The sequence below is a fragment of the Staphylococcus sp. HMSC13A10 genome (assembly GCF_001808005.1).
GTDB lineage: Bacteria > Bacillota > Bacilli > Staphylococcales > Staphylococcaceae > Staphylococcus > Staphylococcus pasteuri.
In genome coordinates this window covers 47,531-69,882 of record NZ_KV791875.1, presented here as the reverse complement: position 1 = coordinate 69,882, position 22,352 = coordinate 47,531, and the positions used below count along the sequence as shown (strand labels likewise).

Here is a 22,352-nt window from a genome sequence, read left to right as displayed (position 1 = left end):
AACAAAGCAGATAAAGAGAAGCAAGTGGATCCAGAATACAACAAGGCCGACAAAGAGAAGCAAGTAGATCCAGAATTCAGTAGAGTAGGTAAAACAACACAGCCACAAAATAAAGTAACTGCTCAACAAACTGCTTCGAAAGATAATAAAGGATTAAATCAAACAAATGCCTCTAAATCAACAAAACAAAAGAAACAAGCTATTTCTTTAGATGAATTAGAAAATGGTACTACTACACTATCAAAAGATAATCCAAGTAAAAAAGATAAAGAAGAAAAAGATGGTTTGAAAGCTTTAAAATCAAATTCAGTAGCAACCTTAAACAATAAATCTAAAAATAATGCCACTGTTGCTAATAAAGATCAAACAAACAAGAAGGCTAAACAAGATCAATATAAAAACCATGATCCAATTATTCTAGTACATGGATTCAATGGTTTTACAGATGATATTAACCCAGCAGTACTTTCACACTATTGGGGTGGCGATAAAATGAATATTCGCCAAGACTTAGAAGAAAATGGTTATAAATCATACGAAGCAAGTATCAGTGCTTTTGGTAGTAACTATGATAGAGCAGTAGAACTTTACTACTATATTAAAGGTGGTCGTGTAGACTACGGTGCTGCTCACGCTGCAAAATACGGTCATGACCGTTATGGTAAAACGTACGAAGGTGTTTATAAAGATTGGCAACCTGGTCAAAAAGTCCATTTAGTAGGACATAGTATGGGTGGTCAAACGATTCGACAACTTGAAGAACTATTAAGAAATGGTAATCAAGAAGAAATTGATTATCAGAAGAAACATGGTGGCACAATTTCACCATTGTATAAAGGTAATAATGATAATATGGTTTCTTCAATTACAACATTAGGAACACCTCACAATGGTACGCATGCATCTGATTTAATCGGAAATGAAGCGGTTGTAAGACAAGTCGTTTATGATTTAGGTAAAGCATTTGGTAATAAAGATTCAAGAGTAGATTTCGGATTATCTCAATGGGGCTTAAAACAAAAACCTAATGAATCATATATCGACTATGTCAAACGTGTGAAAAATTCTAAATTATGGAAATCACAAGATAGTGGGTTATACGATTTAACTAGAGATGGTGCTACAGATTTAAACCGTAAAACATCATTAAATCCAAACATTGTCTATAAAACATATACAGGTGAAGCAACGCATAAAGGATTATTTGGTAGACAAAAAGCAGATTTAAATATGTTCTTGCCGTTTACTTTAACTGGTAACGTAATTGGTAAAGCAACTGAAAAAGAATGGCGTGAAAATGATGGCCTTGTATCAGTTATTTCTTCACAACACCCATTTAATCAAAAATATACAAATGCTACAGATAAAAATCAAAAGGGCATTTGGCAAGTAACACCAACAAGACACGATTGGGACCACGTTGACTTTGTCGGACAAGATAGCTCTGATACAGTGAGAACTAGAGAAGAATTACAACAATTCTGGCATGGCTTAGCAGCTGATTTAGTAGAAAGTGAAAAACTAACATCAGAGGAAAAGGCACATGCTTAAATAAGTAATTATATAGAAAATAAAGAAAGGAGAATGCGATATGTCTGGAGACTTCTTCCAATTAATCGGTTCATTATTCAAAGTGTTAAAAGAATTATTTAAATAAAAAAGTTTAAAAATGCGCCTAACAAAATTTAATATATTTGTTAGGTGCTCTTTTATATTTAAAAATTAATAGTGACTATAGTAAAATATAAAAGTTAAATTTATGTAAAAATTATAAAAATAAATGATTTAAAATTAAAAAATTGTTATGATGAGTATGTAGTTAATTATTCACTTTGGAAGGAGATTTTAACAATGAAAAAGATGACAATGTTAGCAGGATCTGTATTGGCTGGAACAATTGCTATGGCAGGAGTATCTAGTGTGGCGGATGCAAGCTCAGTTCAAAAGCAAGATACTAACAAAGTAGAACATACACAACAAACAAAACAAGGTGAACGCCCATATGGTGGTATTGCTCCTAAAGGTATGACTGAAAAACAATATCAAGAATTAGAAAGTAGATTACCTAAAGCGAGTGAAGTTTCAGTAAAAGAATATAATCAATTAATTAATAAAGAAACACAAAGAATTGCAGATAAATATGGTGTTACAATTTATACACCACAAAAAACATTCCATCCTCATAAATAAATTTAAATATACCAAATAAGGAGTATCGATTTATTCGATACTCCTCGTTAATTAATTAGGTAATAAAAAAAGCAAGTTCTTCAATGAAGAACTTGCTTTAATATAAGTAGCGGAGGGAGAAGGATTTGAACCAACGCGAGCTAAAAGCTCCTACCAATCATAAATGATTGGCCTCTTAAGCCAGACTTGAGTATCCCTCCAAATCAATAACAGAAAATAGTATATAATAATTTAAACGATTTGTAAAGACAAATGGTGAAAAAATTAAGTTTTTGTAAAAAATAAGTAAATTTCAAGGTATCAACTTCAATTTTTTTAAAATAAAGAACGAATAACACGGGCAATACCACTCATTATTTCGGGGATAAAGCTCAATACATCTGCCCAAAACGATTGCTTATACTTCTTATCTTCTTGATCAATTACTTTTTCATCTTGATCTTTACGTTGGTTTCCCAATGTTATACCTCCTATACAATAATTCCTAATATATTTTCTTATATTATAACGTTTATACATATTACTGTATATTAAATGAATAATCCTGCTTATTTAGTATGTAGTAAAAATTACTTGGTGTCACATAATCGTCAATTTTAAAAAATATACATTATAATGCAAAGTAATTCAGAGAGAAGAATTATGATTTTTTAAAGATGATGCTTTAGAATGCTTAATTAAAAATTGTCTTAATTTTAATATAATGAAAATAAAATGAAAGCTTATGAGAACTCGCTTGGAGTATTTAAAAAAATATCAATTTCCCTCTTCACGTACCTCCAATTTTTTTGTAATATATCACGCATGTTGATTTTTTAACGAAACGATTAAAGGGGGAAGCAGTGATGAGAGAAAATAAAATGATGTTTTTCATATTTATGTTAGGTACATTTACTGTAGGAATGGCTGAGTATGTCGTAACAGGATTATTAACTCAAATTTCCAATGATATGCGTGTATCTATTTCAAGTGCAGGCTTATTAGTAAGTGTTTATGCCATTAGTGTTGCAGTAATAGGTCCTTTCATGCGAATTTCTACTATGAAAGTACATGCACATCGACTATTACCTCTTCTCGTAGCGATATTTGTTATTAGTAATGTAATAGGAATGTTAGCACCTAATTTTTATGTATTATTATTATCTAGAGTATTGTCTGCGGCAATGCATGCACCTTTCTTTGGTGTTTGTATGAGTGTAGCAGCAGCAGTTGCGCCACCTGCTAAAAAACCACAAGCCATTGCCTTAGTGCAAGCTGGATTGACTATAGCAGTAATGATAGGCGTACCATTTGGATCATTTTTAGGTGGATTAGCAAATTGGAGAGTTGTTTTTGGCATTATGATTATGTTAGCTGTCATAACAATGCTAGGCATGATGAAATTCACGCCACATGTATCATTAAGTTCAGAAGTAAATATTTCTAAAGAATTAACAGTATTCAAAAACCCTCACATCTTAATCATTATAGCAATCATTGTCTTTGGTTACTCAGGTGTATTTACAACATATACATTTATGGAACCAATGATACATGAGTTTGCACCATTCAAAATCGTCGGCTTAACAATATGTTTATTTTTATTTGGTCTCGGTGGGGTAATAGGCAATTTAGTCACAGGAAGTGTACCAGAACATGCATTAACTAAATATTTATTCTATACTTTCTTATTGCTATTTATCACAATCATTTTATTTGTAACATTCGTGCATTATGCGATATTAGCATTTTTAATCTGCTTTTTATTTGGTTTTGGTACATTTGGAACAACACCATTGCTTAATAGTAAAATTATTTTAAGTGCTCAAGAAGCACCATTACTTGCAAGTACATTAGCTGCATCTATATTTAACGTTGCTAATTTTATTGGAGCTATATTAGGATCAATTTTACTATCTATAGGTTTACCTTATTTGACGATTACGTTTATTTCAGGAAGCATCATTATTTTAGGTATTTTACTCAATACAGTGAACCATTTTTATGAGAAAAAACATATACAATTTCATAATTAAGTGAGATCACCTACTCGAAGTTGTATCGAGTAGGTGTTTTATTTATATAAGATAGAACTGAGTATAAATTGATTCACATATTTTATGGCTTAGAGAAAATGATACGAATTATTCGAAAAAAAGAGACCTAATAATACATTTTTTGAATATATATCGCTCAAAAAACATGATATAATGAAATTCGATATATTTATTATAAAATTCATTTTATAATAGTGAGCGTTGGCACAATTTTATAAATAGAACAAATAGTCGAAATAGCGCTTCAACACAGCAATGATAGTACGTCTAATTGAGGAGGCCTATGATGGAAGGAAAGGTAGACTTAAGTCGCATTTTCAAAGTATTACGTAAAAATATTAAAAAACTTATCACCATCCCTGTTATCTTTATGATTTTAAGTGCAATTTTTACATCATTATTCGTAACCCCGAAATACGCGGCTTCGACACAGATCTTAGTTAATCAGAAACAAATTGAGAACAATGTCGTAAACCCAAATAATGTGCAAAATAGTTTGCAGTCAGTTAATACATATGCAGAAATAATTAAAAGTCCAAGGATACTTGAGAGAGTTTCAAAAGAACTAGACTATAAATACGATGTTAAGGAATTAAGTTCATTTGTAAAAGTGACGAATCAATCGAATTCTCAAATTATTAATGTTTCTATAGTGACAGAAAATGCCAAGGTATCGGCGAAGATAGCAAATAAAGTTGCAAAAGTTTTTGCTAAAGAAGTGCCCGATATTATGGATGTAGATAATGTATCTGTATTATCTAAAGCGAGCGATACTGAGAATAAAGTAGCACCGAATATAACTAATAATATGCTTCTTACTGGTCTTGCGGCTTTAGGTTTAACATTGCTTATCATTTATTTAAAACATATTTTAGATAGACGCATTAAAACTGAACAAGATGTTTTAGATGAATTGCAGTTACCAGTTTTAGGTGTCATACAAAAATTTAAAGTATAAGAGGAAGTACAATGTCAAATGTAAGAAGAAAATATCCCAAATTAATTGTTAATGAACAACCGAAATCTCCTATTAGTGAAAAATTTAGAGGTATTCGCTCAAATATTTTATTTGCAAGTGCGGATGATCCTATTAAGAGTGTTGTAGTTACGTCAGATGGACCAGGGTCTGGTAAATCAACCACATCTGCTAATCTTGCAATTTCATTTGCCCAAGCTGGTTATAAAACGATACTTATTGACGGTGATATGCGTAAACCGACACAGCACTATCTTTTTAAGTTGTCTAATAATGAAGGATTGTCTAGTTTATTACTTAAATGGTCAGATTATGAAAGTGCGATTCAATCTACTCACATTGAAGGATTGGATGTACTTACGTCAGGACCTATTCCACCAAATCCTTCAGAACTCATTACCTCAAGATCGTTTAAAAATATGTTTGATCATATTTCGGAAAAATATAATTTTGTCATTATTGATACGCCACCCGTAAATGTAGTCACAGATGCACAATTATTTTCTAACTATACGCAACATGCAGTATATGTCGTTAACGTTGAATCAAATAATAAAGAAGAAGTTAAGAAAGGTAAACAATTACTTGAAAAAAGTGGCTCAAAAATTATTGGTATCGTATTAAATAAAGCACCTCAAGAGAAGAACTCTAAATATTATGCTTACTACGGAGATGACAAATCATGATTGATATTCATAACCATATATTGGTTAATATGGATGATGGCCCACAATCAAAAGAAGCAATGATCCAATTGCTTAAACAAGCAAAACAAGAAGGAATTACTTGCATCATCGCTACGCCACATCATTTACATCCTAAATATCAAAATAGCTTTCAACAAACGTCACTTAAATTAGCGGAATTAAAACAATTACCTGAAATTAAATCATTAGGGATTGAGTTTTATCCAGGTCAGGAAATAAGAATAACTGATGAAATTATACAGGGTATTGAAGAGGGTAGTATTCAAGGATTAAATAGATCTCGATATTTATTAATTGAATTTCCTTTTGGAGAAGTTCCTCATTTTACCAAACGTTTATTTTTTGAATTACAAACCAGAGGTTACATACCTATCATAGCTCATCCTGAAAGGAATAAAATGATTGCTAAAATCCATGTATCTTATACGAGTTAATTTGCAATGGTGCGTTGAGTCAATTGACAGCAGATTCGTTATTAGGTCAATTTGGTAAAAATATTCAAAGGTTATCTATACGTTTAATTGACTGTCATCTAGCTCACTTTATTGCTTCGGATGCACATTCTATAGAACAACGCCCCTTCGCATTAAATGGATTATTTAATGAGCGAAAGCTATCATCATATCGTAATGAAATAGAAGAAATGATTCAAAATGCTAAAGCAATTGTAAATAACGAAGTGATATATTCAGATAGACCATGTAAACCGGAAACAATTAAACGATTTTTAAAATGGTTTTAATAAAAGAAATGGTTGTGTATCACCTCTGAATAATAACATTCAAAATACTAAATGTTATTATTTCGTAGTCAAATGAATCTATGGATCTGTGAATGGATAATGGTGGAAGTCATTTTAAGATTATTAGTCAGAATATTCTTATAAATAGGAGATTTTTTATTATGTTTAAAGATAAAGTGATACTAATCACGGGTGGTACTGGATCTTTTGGAAACGCTGTTCTTCAAAGGTTGCTTAACACCGGTATTAAAGAAATTAGAATATTTTCAAGAGATGAAAAGAAACAAGATGATTTAAGAAAACAATACAAAAGTGAAAAATTAAAATTCTATATTGGAGATGTACGTGATTTATCCAGTATTGAATTAGCTATGAATGGTGTTGATTTTGTCTTTCATGCAGCAGCATTAAAGCAAGTTCCTTCATGTGAATTCTTTCCATTAGAAGCGGTGAAAACAAACATTTTAGGTACTGCTAATATGTTACAAAGTGCTATCAATCACAAAATAAAAAAGGTTATTTGTTTATCTACAGATAAGGCAGCGTATCCGATTAATGCTATGGGCATGTCTAAAGCATTAATGGAGAAAACATTTGTCGCTCAATCGAGAAAGGTCGACCCGTTAGCAACTGTTATATGTGGAACAAGATATGGTAACGTCATGGCTTCACGTGGCTCAGTTATTCCTTTATTCATTGAAAAAATTAAAGCAGGAGAGCCGTTACCAATTACAAATCCCTTAATGACTCGATTTTTAATGAGCTTGGACGAAGCTGTTGAACTTGTTATTTATGCTTTTAAACATGCTGAAAATGGGGATATTATGGTTCAAAAATCACCTAGTTGTACAATTCAAGACTTAGCACAAGCTTTATTAGAATTGTTTGAGGCAAATAATGATATCCAAATTATAGGTACAAGGCATGGAGAAAAAGAGGCAGAAACTTTGTTAACTAAAGAAGAATATGCACGCTGCGAGGATTTAGGAGAATATTTCAGAATACCTGTAGACGCACGTAACCTAAATTATGATAAGTACTTTGATGAAGGACAACATCATGACAAAACAATTTATGAATATAATTCTAATAATACACAAAGACTAAATGTAGCAGAAATTAAAGAAAAATTATTAACTTTAGAGTATGTAAGAAATGAATTAAAAGTATATCAGACTCAATAACAACTCCAGGGAAGGAACATTAAGAATGAATATTGTAGTAACTGGTGCGAAAGGATTTATAGGACGAAACCTTTGTATTGAATTGAGAAATTATAGTCAATATCAAGTCTATGAAATATCTCGTGAAACTAACTCCAAATTAGTAGAACAATATCTATTAAATGCTGATATTATCGTTCATTTAGCTGCTTTGAATCGCTTTAATTCCACAAAAGATATAAGTGATACACAGAGACAAGATATATTTAATAAATGTAATGTGAATCAACTTTCAGACTGGTTACAAATCGTTAGTAAAAATAAAAAAAGACCATCGATTATATTTACATCGTCAATACAAGCAGAATTAGATAATCATTATGGAAGAAGTCAATTACAAGCAGAATTGTTACTACAACAATTTAAACAAGTCCATGGAAATGAAGTTATTATATACAGGTTGCCAAATTTATTTGGTAAGTGGTGTAAGCCTAATTATAACTCAGTGGTTGCGACATTTTGTTATAACATTGCTCGAAATAAACCTATCCATGTCACTGATTCAACTAAAGAACTTAAATTGAATTATATTGATGATGTTATTCGTGAATTAATAAGAGCGATTAATGGCCATCCAACGAAGCAAGCAGAATTTGCAATTGTACCCAATGTACATCGTAAAACGTTAGGTCAAATTGAACAGTTATTACGACGTTTCAAAAAAATGAGAGAAACATTGTCGCTTCCTTATTTAGAAGATCCTTTTGAAAAGGCGTTATACAGCACATATTTAAGTTATTTACCTGATAATGCATTCGGCTATCCATTGCATATGCATAAAGATGACAGAGGTTCATTTACAGAAATATTTAAAACGTCAGATCGAGGACAAATTTCTGTTAATGTTTCTAAGACAGGTATAGTTAAAGGAAATCATTGGCATCATACTAAAAATGAAAAATTTTTAGTCGTAGCTGGGAAAGGTATCATTCGCTTTCGATTACCTGATAGCAAACAAATTATTGAATATGTAGTGTCTTCGGATAAATTGGAAATCATAGATATACCTGTAGGTTATACACACAATATTGAAAATTTAGGTGAAGAAGATATGGTCACTTTGATGTGGGCTAACGAGATCTTCGATGCTGAACATCCAGATACATATTTCTTGGAGGTATAAATATGGAAAAGTTGAAATTAATGACGATTATAGGTACGAGACCTGAAATTATAAGATTATCAGCAACAATTAAAGCATGTGATACTTACTTTAATCACATATTAGTGCATACAGGACAAAACTACGACTATACCTTAAACCAAGTGTTTTTCGAAGATTTATCGTTAAGAGAACCAGATTATTATTTAGATTCAGTTGGTGATAATTTGGGTCAAACTATGGGAAATATTATAGAAAAGGCCTATGACGTATTAAAGAAAGAGAAACCAGATGCATTGCTAATACTTGGTGACACAAATAGTTGTTTATCAGCTATTGCTGCCAAACGATTGAAAATTCCTATTTTTCATATGGAAGCGGGCAATCGTTGTTTTGATCAAAATGTTCCAGAAGAAATTAACCGTAAAATAGTAGATCATATTAGTGATATTAATTTACCTTATACAGAACATAGTCGTCGTTATTTATTAGATGAAGGGATTAAACGAGAACATATTTTTGTTACAGGTTCACCAATGAAAGAAGTGTTACATGAGCAGTTGTCTAAAATAGAAGCGAGTGATGTGTTAGAACGACTCAATTTAAAAACACAACAATATATCGTTGTTTCTGCACATAGAGAAGAAAATATTAACCACAAAGACCACTTTCAATCATTAATGGATGCGATTAATCAAATCGCTGAACACTATCAATTGCCTATTATTTATTCTACACATCCTAGAACTTGGAAAATGATTGATGAACAACAAGTGAACTTCCATCCTTTAGTACGGCGTTTACGACCATTTGGTTTTATAGACTATAATGCCTTACAGAAAAATGCATATGTTGTGTTATCAGATAGTGGTACCTTATCTGAAGAATCTGCAATACTTAAATTTCCAGCAGTATTACTAAGAAATTCTACAGAGCGACCGGAAGTAGTAGATAAAGGAACGATTGTATTAGGCGGCATCCATTTTGACAATATCATACAGTCGGTTGCGCTGGTTAAAAAGATGCAAGATAATGCATCTCCAATCATTGAGGCAAATGACTATAAAGATATACATGTTTCTCAAAAGGTAGTGAAAATTATACAAAGTTATAAAGATATCATTAATGATACGGTGTGGAGAAAGTAAATGCAGAAAAGTATTAAAATCAATATTTCGTTTTGGATTGAGTGTTTATTAACGATTATTTTATTTATCTTAAGCATACAGAATCAAACTTTATTATTGATTACAATGTGTTGTTCTTTGCTGCTCATTAAACAAGGTGAGATAGGTGTCGTTAAACTTATATTTCTTTATATGATGCGTTATTTTATTTCGCCTGGTATTGATTTTGAAGGTAGTCAATTATTCATTAATATAATGAAATATGTCTTGATTTTCATTTGTGGTAGCTATTTCTTATATCAATCTTCAAGACAATGGGCGACAAGTAAAGTAATGTCATTATTTGTGTTTGGTTCGTGCTTATTAATGACAATATATGCGATTACGAGTTTGTTGACATCAGCCTTTCCATTGGTTGCAATTCTTAAATTAATCAATTATTTTTTACCGTTAATGATCATTGTATTATTAATTTCACAGATCAAAGACTTTAAAAAATTGATATTTTGGTTAGCCGTATACATCGAGTTGTTGATTATAAGTTCGTCATTTTATATTAATCAACCAATAGGGAAATTGCTTAATGGTTATTCGTTTCAAGGTATACTGAATCATCCAAATTTATTTGCAATCATTATGGTAATGGGTTTGACACTTATACTTGTATCAATCAATTATCAAAGACAATTTATTATATGCCAACTTATTATAGTGGCAATTGGCACTTATGAACTAGTGAAAACTAATTCACGTACAGGTGTATTATCATTTGTTGTTTGTGTCTGCTTGTATTTCTTATTGATGAATATGCATAAGCGTTATAAATGGTTGATTTTCGGTAGTGTAGTTATGACTGTAGTAATCATTTTTATGAATCCTTTTATTCAGGAACGCATTAAAGCCTTTTTAGTTAAAGGACAGCGAAGTGACCAAGCATTATATTCTCGATATATACAAATTGAATATTTAATGGACGCACTAGATAAGTACCCTTTATTTGGTGGAGGATTTGGTATACCAGTGAATAATACAAGTTTGGATTTACTTAACTTTACCTTTGAAGCGGGGAATATTTTCTTTGCATTAATTATATTTACAGGTATTTTCGGATTAATTTGTTATTTGATCTATCTCGTGTTTATGTTGTTCATTGTACAGCATCCATTTCGTTTAACTATCGTACTATTTATATCGACGTTACTCGTTAATATGGGAGAAATGATTATGTTTAGTTCAACGAATGCTGGCATTTTTTGTTATATATTATGGGGCATTTATTTAAAAGAAGGAATGGAATTACAACATGAATCAAAGCTATAAAAATAATGTTCTTTTAATTGGATTATTTACAGGATTATCACTATGTGCAAATTTCTTGTTCTATCGAGTGACAAATCAATACTTAAACAATGATGAATTGTATGGCATCTGGTTAATTATATTATCTACAATGACATGGTTTTATATTATGGATTTTGGTATTTCTAATTCTTTAAGGAATCTATTAACAATTGCTATTCAAAAGAAAGATCGACATGGTATAAACGAAGTCATCAACACGACATACGTAGCGATGATTGTTCCCTTAATTATATTACTTTATGCAGGGTTAATCGTTAATCAATGGGTGGATTGGACAACATTATTTCATATAAAAAATTCAAAATCAGACGTAAATCAAATGTTTTTAATCACATTCTTTATGTTTCCATTTGTATTTTATTTAAATACCATAACTTATATTTATCATGCTCATTTTCAATCTTATATTGTTAATTTGATGCAATTTTTAAATTTATTCATTAGTACTTTATTAATATTAGCGATGAACATGATTGGCTTACACAGCGTTGTATCGTTATGCGTAATTTATTTTTCAATAAATGTAAGTGTATCTTTGATTTTTACAGTATTTTATTTTAAGAAATATAGAAAGATAGTCAAATTAGACATGAGTGGGTATCGAAAGGATTTAATTAAACCATTATTGTCACTTGGTGGAGGTTTCTTTTTATTAGACGTAGCTTCATTAACTTTATTAAATTCAGGACCACTACTTATTGGCTATTTTTTCAGTCCTTTTTATTCCGTGGAATTCCAATTAACGTATAAACTATTTTCAATATTTTTAACTATGGCAACGGTTATTTTATCCCCACTTTGGACGTTAATGATAGCTAAATTAACAGCGCAACAGTTTCAAGATATTAAACGTATACATAAAAAATTAATGATCATTATATGCATGATTTTGATAAGTATGTTTTTCATGACATGGATGGTGAATTTAGTCATAAATATTTGGATAGGTAAATCATATCAAATCGAATGGATATTTATTTTTTTAACCGCAACTATAGTGATGTTATCTATTATTGCCTTTACTTATCAAACGTTATTAAATGCAATGAACATTGTTTATTCACAAGCAATCATTTATTTATGCGGTGTAATTGTGAGCTTGGGATTAATGTTTATTTTACTCAAAGTGTTTAATTTAGGTCCTTATTATTTCTTATTAGCGATTAATAGCGGTATATGTATACCAGCTATAGTATTGCCTTTGATTTTTAGAAAAAATTTACATAAATTATCAATTCAATATACTCAATCGAAACTATAGTGTTATAGCCTTTCGATGATAAATTTATAAAAACAACTTGGTGATGACATGAAAGCAATATTTTTAACGGTAGTCAATATTTCAACGATTAAAGACATTGGGTTATATCCTGATTTAATTAATGAATTAAAACAATATTATGAAGACGTTGTTGTGCTCTGTCCTTTGGAGAGACGACACGTAGAAAAGACGCATGTAATTAAAGAAGATAATGTATCGATATTAAGAGTGAAATTACCCACAAATATTAATCAAACAAATGCAATTGAACGAGGCATTAGTATGCTAATCATTAGTCGATTATTTAAACGTGCTATTGGTAAATATTTTCCTAACGATACGTTTCAGTTGATTCTATACCCAACCCCACCTGTCACAATTGGGCCACTAGTTCGAGATTTGAAGCAACAATTTAATGCAATAACGGCTTTATTGTTAAAGGATATATTTCCACAAAATGCTGTTGATTTAAATATGTTAAAAGAAGATAGCTTTATGTATCGATATTTTAAAAAGCAAGAAACATTACTATACAAAGTTTCAGACTATATTGGTGTAATGTCAGAAGCTAATGAGAAATTTATTACAAATCATCATCCTAATATTGTGAAAAATAAAATACACATTTTTAGAAATGGATTATACGATATTTCACAAAAATTTAGTCATAAAAAGGCAAAAATCTTTCGTCAATATGGTTTAGATGCAGAAAAAGTTACATTTATCTATGGTGGGAATATTGGTGTACCACAATCACCAGACAAGATTAAAGCTGTTGCACAAGGATTTAACCAAATACCCAATGCTCAAATGGTGATTGTAGGTAATGGCACTGAATTTGAAGATGTTGTTCAAGCTACTAAACATATTGACAATGTAATTACTATACAGAGATTATCTCAACATGCCTATCATCAACTGTTAAAAGAAAGTGATGTAGGATTTATATTTTTAGACGAACGTTTTACTATACCTAATTACCCTCAACGACTAACAAGTTATTTTATGTTTGGTAAACCAGTGATTGCTATGACTGATAGTAATACAGATGCTGGCAGTGAAATTGTCAAACAGCAATGCGGATATTGGGTTAATAATGGTGATTATCGCCAATGTTTGACATATGTAAGTCAATTAACTGATAACCAAACATTGAGAGCAGAAATGGGTACGAATGCCCGCCGATTTTATGAAAGTGAATTTAAGATTGAACAAAATGTAGAAGCGATGATGAAACAGATCAAACAATTAAAGAAATGAATGTAGGGGTTAGCTATAAATATACTGAAATCAATTCTAATGGTGAATATTTCGAAAGATTAAATGTTAGCCTCTAATGATAGATTAGGAAGATGGAAAGATGAAGATTTTAGTATTAGATTATGCAAGTGAATATGGAGGAGCAAAAACCATATCGGATTATTTTAATAAGGAAGTATTAAAAGATAAACATAATGAATGGCTATTTATTACAAGTAAAAGACGAGTCTATGAATCTAAACACGTTAAAGGCATGACGTTTCCATTTATTAAATATTCAATTTTGCACAGAATCTATTTTGAATTTGTTACATTAAAGCGCATGATAAAAAAATTACAACCAGATTGTATTGTGTCATTACTAAATTATGGTGTCTCGGGATTTAGTGGAAAGCAGATTTTATATGTTCATCAAGCACTTGCATTCATAAACGAATCGTACAAACAATCAGATAGTATGCTTAAGCGATTGAAAATGAATATATTAAAGAAAAAGATTAGAAAAAGCGTGAGTGATGCAGATTGTATTATTGTTCAGACTAATGAAATGAAAAAGTTAGTAGAACCATATAACGACCAAGTTCAAGTTTGTCAGCCAAAACTATTTACTTCGTACCCTGAAGTACATGATGAAGCCATCCATTTATTTTATCCGACTAATACTGAAAACTATAAACGTTTTGATTTAGTAGTAAAAGTGGGACAAGCAATTAAGAAATTTCAAATTCCTTCTTATATACAAATCACATTAAACGGAGATGAAACACGTTCAATAAAACGAATGTTTAAGCAATGTCGTAAAGAAAAACTACCAGTAAGATTTATTGGTTCAATTGATTGTTTGAAAATGCAGACTTATTACCGTAGTAATCATTTGTTGTTTACCTCTGAAGTAGAAAGTACTGGGTTGCCGCTTATAGAAGGTATGCATTACGGTGCTAAAATACTAGCGTTAAAACAAGCTGTCACCGAAGAATTATTAGAACATTATCCTCATCAATTTTTATTTAATGATGCAAATTTAGAACAACAAGTTTTAAATTTTTATAATTATCCAATTATCAGTACTAAAGGTATGAATATACAGGCTAAAAGTATTTTAAATATATTAGGTCAACAGGGTTATATTATTAGATAGTTAATTAAATGGGATATATAGATGATAATGTGTAAATCAACGCTACTAGAGGTATAAATAAATAACCTAGGAAATAATTGAGTATATACAAAGAAATGAAATGAAAAAAGAGGTGGCAACAGATGGAAGATAACAATAGAGAATTGGATAATAGAACCAATAATGTACTGGGATCGTTAAGCTATTTAAGTATCTTTTTTGCACCCGTACTGTTCCCACTTATTGTTTGGATTGTGGGTGAAAAACCTGCATCTACACATTCTAGAAATGCATTATTCAATCATATTTTATCGTGGTTATTTATCGTCGTGTCTTTAATTTGTTTTGCAATGGCACCAGCATTTTACGATAGTAACACTATACTAATGGTACTATTATTTATTTTAGCTACTATATTAATCATTGGTTCAGGCATACTATTTATCATTAATATAGTAAGAGGAGTTCAACTACTTATTAATTAAACATATTAAAGCGCCGTTCAAAGGAGATGCTTTAATGTATCTTTCTTTGAACGGCGTTATTCATATTGTGATTTTAATGTAATTTATTTTTCATATCTTATTGGTCTTGAAGTGCCGTAAGAATGATGAATCGATGTTTGTATTAAAATATGTTGTGAGTCTTCATAGTCTAATGTATATATTATTTGCTGATTATCTTCAGGTAATATTTTGATACGCTGATGGTTAGAATCAATTTGAATTATTTGATATTGATTAAGAAGAGTATGTCTTTCATATCGAATACTAATTGATTTTTTAAGTGATTGGTTTTTCCAATTACCTAAAAATTGTTGAATCAAATTAAGCTGTTCCTTTGTGAGTGTTGATGGATTGAAATCTAAATTAATAAATTGAAGTTGATACATACTTTCACCTACCTCTAATCAATATCAATGACTATGTTAATTAATAACCTATCATTGTGTCATCCCATGTATAGTCTCTATTGAATGACAGATGTAATAAGTTAGAATCTGCATCTTGAATAGATAGTTCAGTATCCCAAGGATTCCAATAGATAATTTTATCTTCATTATTAATTTGAGCATTACCAACCACGGCTAGAGCGTGACCAAGATGAGGATCATTTGGATTGTTTTCAACACTATGTGCTAAAATCATAGCACCTTTATTATCTTTAGTTAATTGATCAACTTGGTTATAAGAAGGCATGCCACTTTGATGTTGGATATCTCTACCTTGTGAGTTACCGTATCTTATCATTTGATTTGGGTTAGTAGAATATTGTGGCAATTCTGCTTCGCTAACATTAGGATATAAAGTTCTCATAATGTCATATGCATTGTATTTATCTGTATTTTTTGTAGCGTTAAGTAGGGCAGCCATACTGAATCCTGCACACCAAGAATTATCAAATTGTTGTTCTCTAATTTTGAAATGATCTAGGGTGTTTTCATATTGAACTTGATTATTACTTTCATTTTCTGCATATTGAGTTTCTTTAATTTTAGTCGGTTCAGATGTATTGTTTAATTGTTTTTTGAGTGTTGAAGAAACAGTTTTACTGCTTTCTTTTTCCTTAGTGTTAGTAGGTAGTGGTGTAGATTTAACTAATTTGACTTTGCCATCTTCTTCAAAGTAAAATCCTTTTTCATCAGTAAGGATAGTGATTTTTGAATTTTTATCTTTAATTTTATCTAAATCATCAGCAATAAAATTAGATATTTTCACGCTATAATTAGCGTCTTCTTTAGATTTTTTTAAGTCGGAATTTGTTTTTGGACTTATTGTTAGTGTGTATACAATTTTGCCATCTTTCAAAATAGGATAATAATAACTATTATCTTCTTCGCCATTAAATTTATAAATATTAAAAGGTTCGCCTAATTGATATTTCCCACTTTGCTTATTGTGTTGTTTATCAAGTGCTTGTGCATAGCCAACATACTGTTGTTGTGCTAATTGTTCTACTTTTTGAGGTACTTTGTTACTCTTTACATTAATTTCAAGTTGATCTGAATCTTGATTAGCTTGAGCTGTTTTAATATTAGTTATAGCGCTTAGTGATAACAGTAAAGCAACAATGATAGAAAAAGTAAGTAACTTAAATAATTTATATTTAGATGTAGTTTGCATTAATAAACCTCCATTGGATGGATATTGTATAGCTATATTTAAAATATTTTAAAATTAAGCGGCGTCATCATTGCCATCGTCATTATTTGCAAAGTTAATATCTTGAATGTTTTGTTCTAAGAAATCTAAAACATCATCATTGAAGTAAACCGCACCATTATAAGCATTAGAAACGCCACCCCAATGAATACCGATAAGTTCATTTCTTGAGTTAAATACTGGAGAACCGGAATTACCACCAGTAGTACTTAAATCATATTGCATATTTTCGCCTTGAAGTTTAGTGATTTTACCTTTACTTTCCCACATAGTAGCAAGTGGTTTGTCACCAGGATATCCAGTTACAGTAATAGGTTGGTTAGTTTCTGAATCTACATTACCGTCTATTGTTGCTGGTTGAATAACATCTCCAATATTTTCACCGTTTTGATTAGGAGAGAACTTTACGATGGCTAAATCAGCATTACCAGGATATTTAGTGATAGTTTCAGCAGTAAAGCTACCATTAGGGAAGTCATTTTCATTGATAGCGGAAGGGGCTGCAGTTAGATTTTGTGGATTACCATTAGTAGCATCGACGACATGTTTATTTGTTAAAAGTTTATCTTTACCAACTACGATACCTGATGCAATTGCAGTACCGCCATTAGTTTTGACTTGAATGAAAGTTACTGGTGCATAGTGTCCTAAAGTCGTATCTGTAATTTGGTGTCTATTATTGTTAGGTAATATAACATTTGCTCTTTCTTTTTTCTCGATAGGTTTAATGTTGTCTTTGTTCTGAATGTTAGATTTCTTTTGGTGTTGGCTCTGTTTAACTTGTTGGTTATTATCTTGATGTTGCGTGGACATAGTGTCGGCTTGTGCTGAGTTGAGAAGAGTAGCGGACGTTAAAGTTGCAATTAACAAAGAACTAGCTGTGAAAAATTTTGCTTTCATATAAAAACCTCCAAAAAATTTATTTACGATTCAAATATAACATCAGATATTTTTAAGTCAATATAAATATATAAATTTTTTAAAAATATTTATGACATTTAAGTTTTGAAAATAATTCTTTTTATTTTATTTAATTAAATGGAGTTTAATATTATTTAATTGTCGTTAATTCGATTTAACTATAGAAAAAAGTATCGATAAAAACTATAAGAAGTTGGTATTTATCGATACTTATATGAAAAAAAGATTAATTTATGAAAGTTTAAGAAAGGAGAAATTAATATAAAATATATTATTTTTTAGATGAAGTTCGTTTTATAAAGATAAAAGTAATACCTAATACTAAAAGCACTACTAACCCTAGGAGGGGTGTATGCTTTCTGTTTTGACCAGTTTCAGGCAACAATTTCATTTGTTGCACATGTCTTTCTTTTGTTGTCTTAAATGTATATGTATTATCTTTTTGATTTGAAATGTGGTTTTTATGTGGATCTTCGTTTGTAGTAGCTAAAACATTTTGGTTGAAATTAAGTAATAAAGCTATAGCAATGACAATAGCACTGATAAAATATTTGATAGATTGATGAAACAAATAGATCTCCCCTTGAGTAAATGGTAAATGATTAAAGCTATTTAATATCTAAATTAAAGATATCATTTAAACTTTTAAAAGACCTATGTATGAGGTGTCAATTGAATAACAGTTTTGTCACTTTGCATTGGTTGTTTATGAATATTTTGTTATATAGAGAAGTAATAAGTACTTTTAATTTATTTTTGTATAATTCAACTAAAGAGGTGAATAGTATGGAAACAGTATATGTGGCTGGTGGATGTCTATGGGGAGTGCAAGCATTTTTTAAAACAATACCAGGCATTATTTCAACAGAAGCTGGAAGTGCCAATGGAAAGACTCAAACATTAGATGGGAATTATGATGGATATGCAGAATGCGTAAAATTAACTTATGATCCTGAAGTGTTAACAATATATAAAATTATGGAGTATTTATTTGAAGTCATTGATCCATATAGTGTAAATAAACAAGGGCATGATGTAGGTAAAAAATATAGAACAGGTTTTTATAGTAAGGATGATCAACATTTGCAAGAAGCGAAAGACTTTATAAATCAAAGAGAAGATTGTTTTAAAATAAAGGTGGAAGTCTTACCTCTGTCTAATTATGTAAAAAGTGCGTTAGAACATCAAGATAGATTAGAACATTATCCTGAAGATCATCATATGTGTCATATTCCATTACATTTGTTAAATAAATATAAATAAAATAGACCACAAGGATGTGGTCTATTTTATGGTCAAAATTATTTGCGTTTACCATCAAATGTATCTAGTAAACTTAATGTTGCTAATCCTAGTAAGTCTAATGCGTGTTGTGCACCTTTTTTACCATGGCCAGCTTCAAAGTGTTTATAAGTTGCTACACCTAATACTGAAATAGTAGCTAATGAACCTAAACGTGAAGCTGTTTTACTTAAGAAACTAACTGCGAATAAACCTGCAGCTGCAGCTTCAACACCACCAGCTAATTTAACAGATTGTTCTGGTAATCCGAACACATTTGTGAATGTATCAACCATACCTTGATCACCTTGTAATTTTGGTTTTGATGCATGGTATAATTCTTTAGCAAGTTTTAAATTTGTAGCATAACGTAATATCATAATAATATTTCCTCCTATTTATCTTTAAAATATTTATCTACTATAGGTTTAACCTTTTCCCCAAAAAGACGAATTGAATGCATTGTTTTTTCATGAGGCATTGATCCTACTGGTGTATGAATCATAAAACGATTAAGACCTAGAGTTTCTATAGTTTCAATTATCTTTTGTGCGACAGTCTCTGGACTTCCTAAGTATATCGCACCATTGCTTCCAATTTCTCTTTCAAAGGCTTGTTCATCAAAAATTGGCCAACCGCGTTCTCTACCAAGTATATCTTGATGTGCTTTTAATGACGGGAAGAACTCACGTTTAGCTTGTTCATCTGTATCAGCAATATAGCCCCAAGAATGGACTGAAATCGGCAGTTCAGAAGGATTGTGACCATATGATTCAGCAACAGATTTATAAATCTCAATGTTGCGAGTAAAACGTTTAGGATTACCACCAATAATAGCATAAGTAATTGGTAAACCTAATGCACCAGCTCTTAAAGAAGATTCAGGTGTTCCTCCTGTAGCAATTGAAATAGGTAATTGTCCATGTTCTATTCTAGGATATATACCTGTCTTATCAATGCTAGGTCGTAATTTACCTTCCCAATCTATCATTTCATGATTGTTGATTTTTAGCAACATTTGAAGCTTTTCATTAAATAAATCCTCATAGTCATTTAAATTGTAACCAAATAAAGGAAATGACTCGATAAATGAACCTCTACCAATCATTACTTCAGCTCTACCATTAGATACGGCGTCTAATGTTGAAAAACGTTCGTATACTCTGACTGGATCATCAGACGATAATACGGTAACGGCAGAAGAAAGTTTAATGTGAGATGTTTTTGCAGCAGCTGCAGCTAATACTGTAACAGGATCGGATACTGCATAATCCTTTCTATGATGTTCTCCAAGACCATACACATCTAATCCTAATTGATCAGCAAGCTGAATCTCTTCAACGATATTTCTAATTCTTTCCGCGTTTGAGATAGGTAATTCTGAACCTTCTGGCATGTGAATAACAGTGTTATCAGCAAAAGATGTTAAACCTAATTCTACTTTCATATGGGTCACCTCCATTTAATATATTTTTTATACTGGATATATTATATATCTTGGGGTGATGAAAGTCAATACGAATTGCTTGTAGGTTATAAAAGGGATAGATGAGCAAATTACAGCGTATATCAACGTGGTATTTAATTTGCTATAAATTTTAAATTTTTTGCAAATTAAATAGGTTCTTTAGTTTTATGAGTTAAAGTGTAATAATAGGTAACGTTAATAAAAAATAGGAAGGGAGTATAAAGATAAATGGAAGAACAACGTCATTATAATCTTATAACTATAATTCTCTTTTTCTCAGGAATTATCGTTATGGGAAGTTTATATACTGCACTTCCGCTTACTGCAGCATTTGCTCATTCATTTCATATTCCACAATCTGTTGCTACTTTAAATGGTGTTATTTTCTCTATTATGTATTCAATTAGCTGTCTATTTTATGGAACCATTTCTGATAAATACGGGAGAATTAAAACAATATTAATAGGATTAAGTGGTTTGACATTGATTTGCTTTATTATTGGCTTTGTAAATTCATTTACATTATTACTTGTTATGCGTGCGTTACAAGGAATATTTGCCGCTGCATTTTCTCCAGTAGCCATTACTTATACCACAGAAACTTACCCTGCTAAAAAGAGAGTTACAGCAATTAGCTTTATTAGTACAAGTTTTATGTTATCTGGTGTGTTAGGACAAAATTTAAGTGAAATGATAGTTCATCATTTAAATTGGCATTGGGTGTATTTTACTTTAACAGTATTATATTTGTTATTGGTATTTGTTATTTATCAATTTGTACCTGAAAGTCCTCGCAGAAATACTGATGTTAAATTACTTAAATTTTTTAATAACTTCAAAGACTTTCGAGATAATTTAAAAGTTATTTACTGTTTATTCATTTCATTTACTTTATTGATTATGTTTATTAGTATGTACGCTATTTTAAATTTATATATACTATCTGATAAATTGAATGGTGACATTTCAACAGCATCATTAGTAAAACTATTTGGTGTTATTGGTATGTTGCTATCATTATTAGCTGGACGTTTGAGCGGTCGCATAGGTATCAAACGATTGATCTCATTAGCTTTATTAATAAGTACAATTTCACTTTTAGTTATGGGAATGACTACTAACATTATTTGCATAACTATTTTTAGCGTTACGTTTGTAGCTGGTATTGCCTTTGCAATCCCTTCAGTCATTTCAAAAGTAGGAATTACAGTTAATCGTAATCAAGGATTCTTTTTATCTGTAAATACAGTGATATTATTTATGGGAACAGCCATTGCTCCAATAATAATGATTTATATTGGTGAGATGTCTAGTTACTTTATGATGTTTGCTTCAATCGCTTGTATAGGTTTTGTTGCATTTATCGTATCGTTATTTATGCCTAGTGATGCTAACGCTTATTAAATAAAAGTTAAAG

At 30.6% G+C, this 22,352-nt stretch carries 22 protein-coding genes, 1 tRNA gene and 1 pseudogene; 16 read left to right on the top strand and 8 right to left on the bottom strand.

Features of this window, described 5'->3' with window-relative positions; genetic code table 11:
- Nucleotides 1-1,551, top strand: a 1,551-nt coding sequence (gene lip / locus HMPREF3125_RS09140) for a YSIRK-targeted triacylglycerol lipase (RefSeq protein WP_083279986.1), incomplete at its 5' end; no start/stop codon positions are given.
- Between the two features lie 300 nt (nucleotides 1,552-1,851).
- Nucleotides 1,852-2,190, top strand: coding sequence for a hypothetical protein (locus HMPREF3125_RS09135; RefSeq protein WP_017637277.1), 339 nt, complete (start codon nucleotides 1,852-1,854; stop codon nucleotides 2,188-2,190).
- A 110-nt stretch (nucleotides 2,191-2,300) separates the two neighbouring features.
- Here the strand turns inward: HMPREF3125_RS09135 and HMPREF3125_RS09130 are convergent.
- Nucleotides 2,301-2,390: transfer RNA gene (locus HMPREF3125_RS09130), tRNA-Ile, on the bottom strand.
- A gap of 115 nt (nucleotides 2,391-2,505) precedes the next feature.
- Nucleotides 2,506-2,649 carry a hypothetical protein gene (locus HMPREF3125_RS12850; protein WP_017637276.1) on the bottom strand — a complete coding sequence of 48 codons (144 nt, stop codon included), beginning with the start codon at nucleotides 2,647-2,649 and terminating at the stop codon, nucleotides 2,506-2,508.
- A gap of 386 nt (nucleotides 2,650-3,035) precedes the next feature.
- On the opposite strand from HMPREF3125_RS12850, the gene HMPREF3125_RS09125 reads away from it, so the two are divergent.
- From HMPREF3125_RS09125 to HMPREF3125_RS09070, 12 genes and pseudogenes are all read left to right on the top strand, one after another.
- Nucleotides 3,036-4,205 (top strand): MFS transporter, encoded by a 1,170-nt coding sequence (locus tag HMPREF3125_RS09125; protein ID WP_070453371.1) that lies wholly within the window; start codon nucleotides 3,036-3,038, stop codon nucleotides 4,203-4,205.
- Nucleotides 4,206-4,512: 307 nt separating this feature from the next.
- Nucleotides 4,513-5,184, top strand: coding sequence for a Wzz/FepE/Etk N-terminal domain-containing protein (locus tag HMPREF3125_RS09120; RefSeq protein ID WP_017637274.1), 672 nt, complete (start codon nucleotides 4,513-4,515; stop codon nucleotides 5,182-5,184).
- A gap of 11 nt (nucleotides 5,185-5,195) precedes the next feature.
- Complete coding sequence (locus HMPREF3125_RS09115) at nucleotides 5,196-5,888, top strand: polysaccharide biosynthesis tyrosine autokinase (RefSeq protein ID WP_070453368.1); 693 nt, start codon at nucleotides 5,196-5,198, stop codon at nucleotides 5,886-5,888.
- A pseudogene (locus HMPREF3125_RS09110) lies at nucleotides 5,885-6,651 on the top strand (tyrosine-protein phosphatase). Before HMPREF3125_RS09115 ends, HMPREF3125_RS09110 begins: the two are co-directional and overlap by 4 nt.
- A 161-nt stretch (nucleotides 6,652-6,812) precedes the next feature.
- Nucleotides 6,813-7,835 carry an SDR family NAD(P)-dependent oxidoreductase gene (locus tag HMPREF3125_RS09105; RefSeq protein ID WP_046466921.1) on the top strand — a complete coding sequence of 341 codons (1,023 nt, stop codon included), beginning with the start codon at nucleotides 6,813-6,815 and terminating at the stop codon, nucleotides 7,833-7,835.
- Between the two features lie 25 nt (nucleotides 7,836-7,860).
- The gene (locus tag HMPREF3125_RS09100; protein WP_070453366.1) at nucleotides 7,861-8,997 is read left to right on the top strand and encodes a polysaccharide biosynthesis C-terminal domain-containing protein; all 1,137 of its coding nucleotides are present in this window, start codon (nucleotides 7,861-7,863) and stop codon (nucleotides 8,995-8,997) included.
- A gap of 2 nt (nucleotides 8,998-8,999) precedes the next feature.
- A complete protein-coding gene (wecB, locus tag HMPREF3125_RS09095; RefSeq protein WP_017637269.1) occupies nucleotides 9,000-10,124 on the top strand; it encodes a non-hydrolyzing UDP-N-acetylglucosamine 2-epimerase in 1,125 nt (374 codons plus the stop codon).
- Nucleotides 10,125-11,423, top strand: a complete 1,299-nt coding sequence (locus tag HMPREF3125_RS09090) for an O-antigen ligase family protein (RefSeq protein WP_029055891.1) — start codon at nucleotides 10,125-10,127, stop codon at nucleotides 11,421-11,423.
- Nucleotides 11,407-12,726: an MATE family efflux transporter gene (locus HMPREF3125_RS09085; protein WP_029055892.1), complete on the top strand. Its 1,320-nt coding sequence runs from the start codon at nucleotides 11,407-11,409 to the stop codon at nucleotides 12,724-12,726. The genes HMPREF3125_RS09090 and HMPREF3125_RS09085 overlap by 17 nt, the downstream gene beginning before the upstream one ends.
- A 48-nt stretch (nucleotides 12,727-12,774) precedes the next feature.
- Nucleotides 12,775-13,986, top strand: a complete 1,212-nt coding sequence (locus tag HMPREF3125_RS09080; RefSeq protein ID WP_017637266.1) for a glycosyltransferase family 4 protein — start codon at nucleotides 12,775-12,777, stop codon at nucleotides 13,984-13,986.
- 100 nt (nucleotides 13,987-14,086) lie between these two features.
- Nucleotides 14,087-15,124: a glycosyltransferase gene (locus tag HMPREF3125_RS09075; protein WP_070453363.1), complete on the top strand. Its 1,038-nt coding sequence runs from the start codon at nucleotides 14,087-14,089 to the stop codon at nucleotides 15,122-15,124.
- 122 nt (nucleotides 15,125-15,246) lie between these two features.
- Complete coding sequence (locus tag HMPREF3125_RS09070) at nucleotides 15,247-15,588, top strand: magnetosome magnetite crystal formation protein family (RefSeq protein ID WP_017637264.1); 342 nt, start codon at nucleotides 15,247-15,249, stop codon at nucleotides 15,586-15,588.
- 83 nt (nucleotides 15,589-15,671) lie between these two features.
- Here the strand turns inward: HMPREF3125_RS09070 and HMPREF3125_RS09065 are convergent, their stop codons facing one another.
- The 4 genes from HMPREF3125_RS09065 to HMPREF3125_RS09050 form a co-directional block, all read right to left on the bottom strand.
- The gene (locus tag HMPREF3125_RS09065) at nucleotides 15,672-15,995 is read right to left on the bottom strand and encodes a cysteine protease inhibitor staphostatin B (RefSeq protein ID WP_017637263.1); all 324 of its coding nucleotides are present in this window, start codon (nucleotides 15,993-15,995) and stop codon (nucleotides 15,672-15,674) included.
- 40 nt (nucleotides 15,996-16,035) lie between these two features.
- Complete coding sequence (locus HMPREF3125_RS09060; protein ID WP_017637262.1) at nucleotides 16,036-17,226, bottom strand: C47 family peptidase; 1,191 nt, start codon at nucleotides 17,224-17,226, stop codon at nucleotides 16,036-16,038.
- 54 nt (nucleotides 17,227-17,280) lie between these two features.
- Nucleotides 17,281-18,165: a trypsin-like serine peptidase gene (locus HMPREF3125_RS09055; RefSeq protein WP_070453360.1), complete on the bottom strand. Its 885-nt coding sequence runs from the start codon at nucleotides 18,163-18,165 to the stop codon at nucleotides 17,281-17,283.
- A gap of 292 nt (nucleotides 18,166-18,457) precedes the next feature.
- Nucleotides 18,458-18,757, bottom strand: coding sequence for an LPXTG cell wall anchor domain-containing protein (locus HMPREF3125_RS09050; protein WP_029055899.1), 300 nt, complete (start codon nucleotides 18,755-18,757; stop codon nucleotides 18,458-18,460).
- Nucleotides 18,758-18,972: 215 nt separating this feature from the next.
- On the opposite strand from HMPREF3125_RS09050, the gene HMPREF3125_RS09045 reads away from it, so the two are divergent.
- Nucleotides 18,973-19,449, top strand: a complete 477-nt coding sequence (locus HMPREF3125_RS09045) for a peptide-methionine (S)-S-oxide reductase (RefSeq protein ID WP_070453357.1) — start codon at nucleotides 18,973-18,975, stop codon at nucleotides 19,447-19,449.
- A gap of 38 nt (nucleotides 19,450-19,487) precedes the next feature.
- Here HMPREF3125_RS09045 and HMPREF3125_RS09040 read toward each other — a convergent pair whose 3' ends face one another.
- Together HMPREF3125_RS09040 and HMPREF3125_RS09035 are read right to left on the bottom strand one after the other, a co-directional pair.
- Nucleotides 19,488-19,847 (bottom strand): hypothetical protein, encoded by a 360-nt coding sequence (locus tag HMPREF3125_RS09040; protein ID WP_070453354.1) that lies wholly within the window; start codon nucleotides 19,845-19,847, stop codon nucleotides 19,488-19,490.
- A gap of 14 nt (nucleotides 19,848-19,861) precedes the next feature.
- Nucleotides 19,862-20,914 (bottom strand): LLM class flavin-dependent oxidoreductase, encoded by a 1,053-nt coding sequence (locus HMPREF3125_RS09035; protein WP_070453351.1) that lies wholly within the window; start codon nucleotides 20,912-20,914, stop codon nucleotides 19,862-19,864.
- Nucleotides 20,915-21,163: 249 nt separating this feature from the next.
- On the opposite strand from HMPREF3125_RS09035, the gene HMPREF3125_RS09030 reads away from it, so the two are divergent.
- Nucleotides 21,164-22,339 carry an MFS transporter gene (locus HMPREF3125_RS09030; RefSeq protein ID WP_070453348.1) on the top strand — a complete coding sequence of 392 codons (1,176 nt, stop codon included), beginning with the start codon at nucleotides 21,164-21,166 and terminating at the stop codon, nucleotides 22,337-22,339.
- The last annotated feature ends 13 nt before the right edge of the window (nucleotides 22,340-22,352 follow it).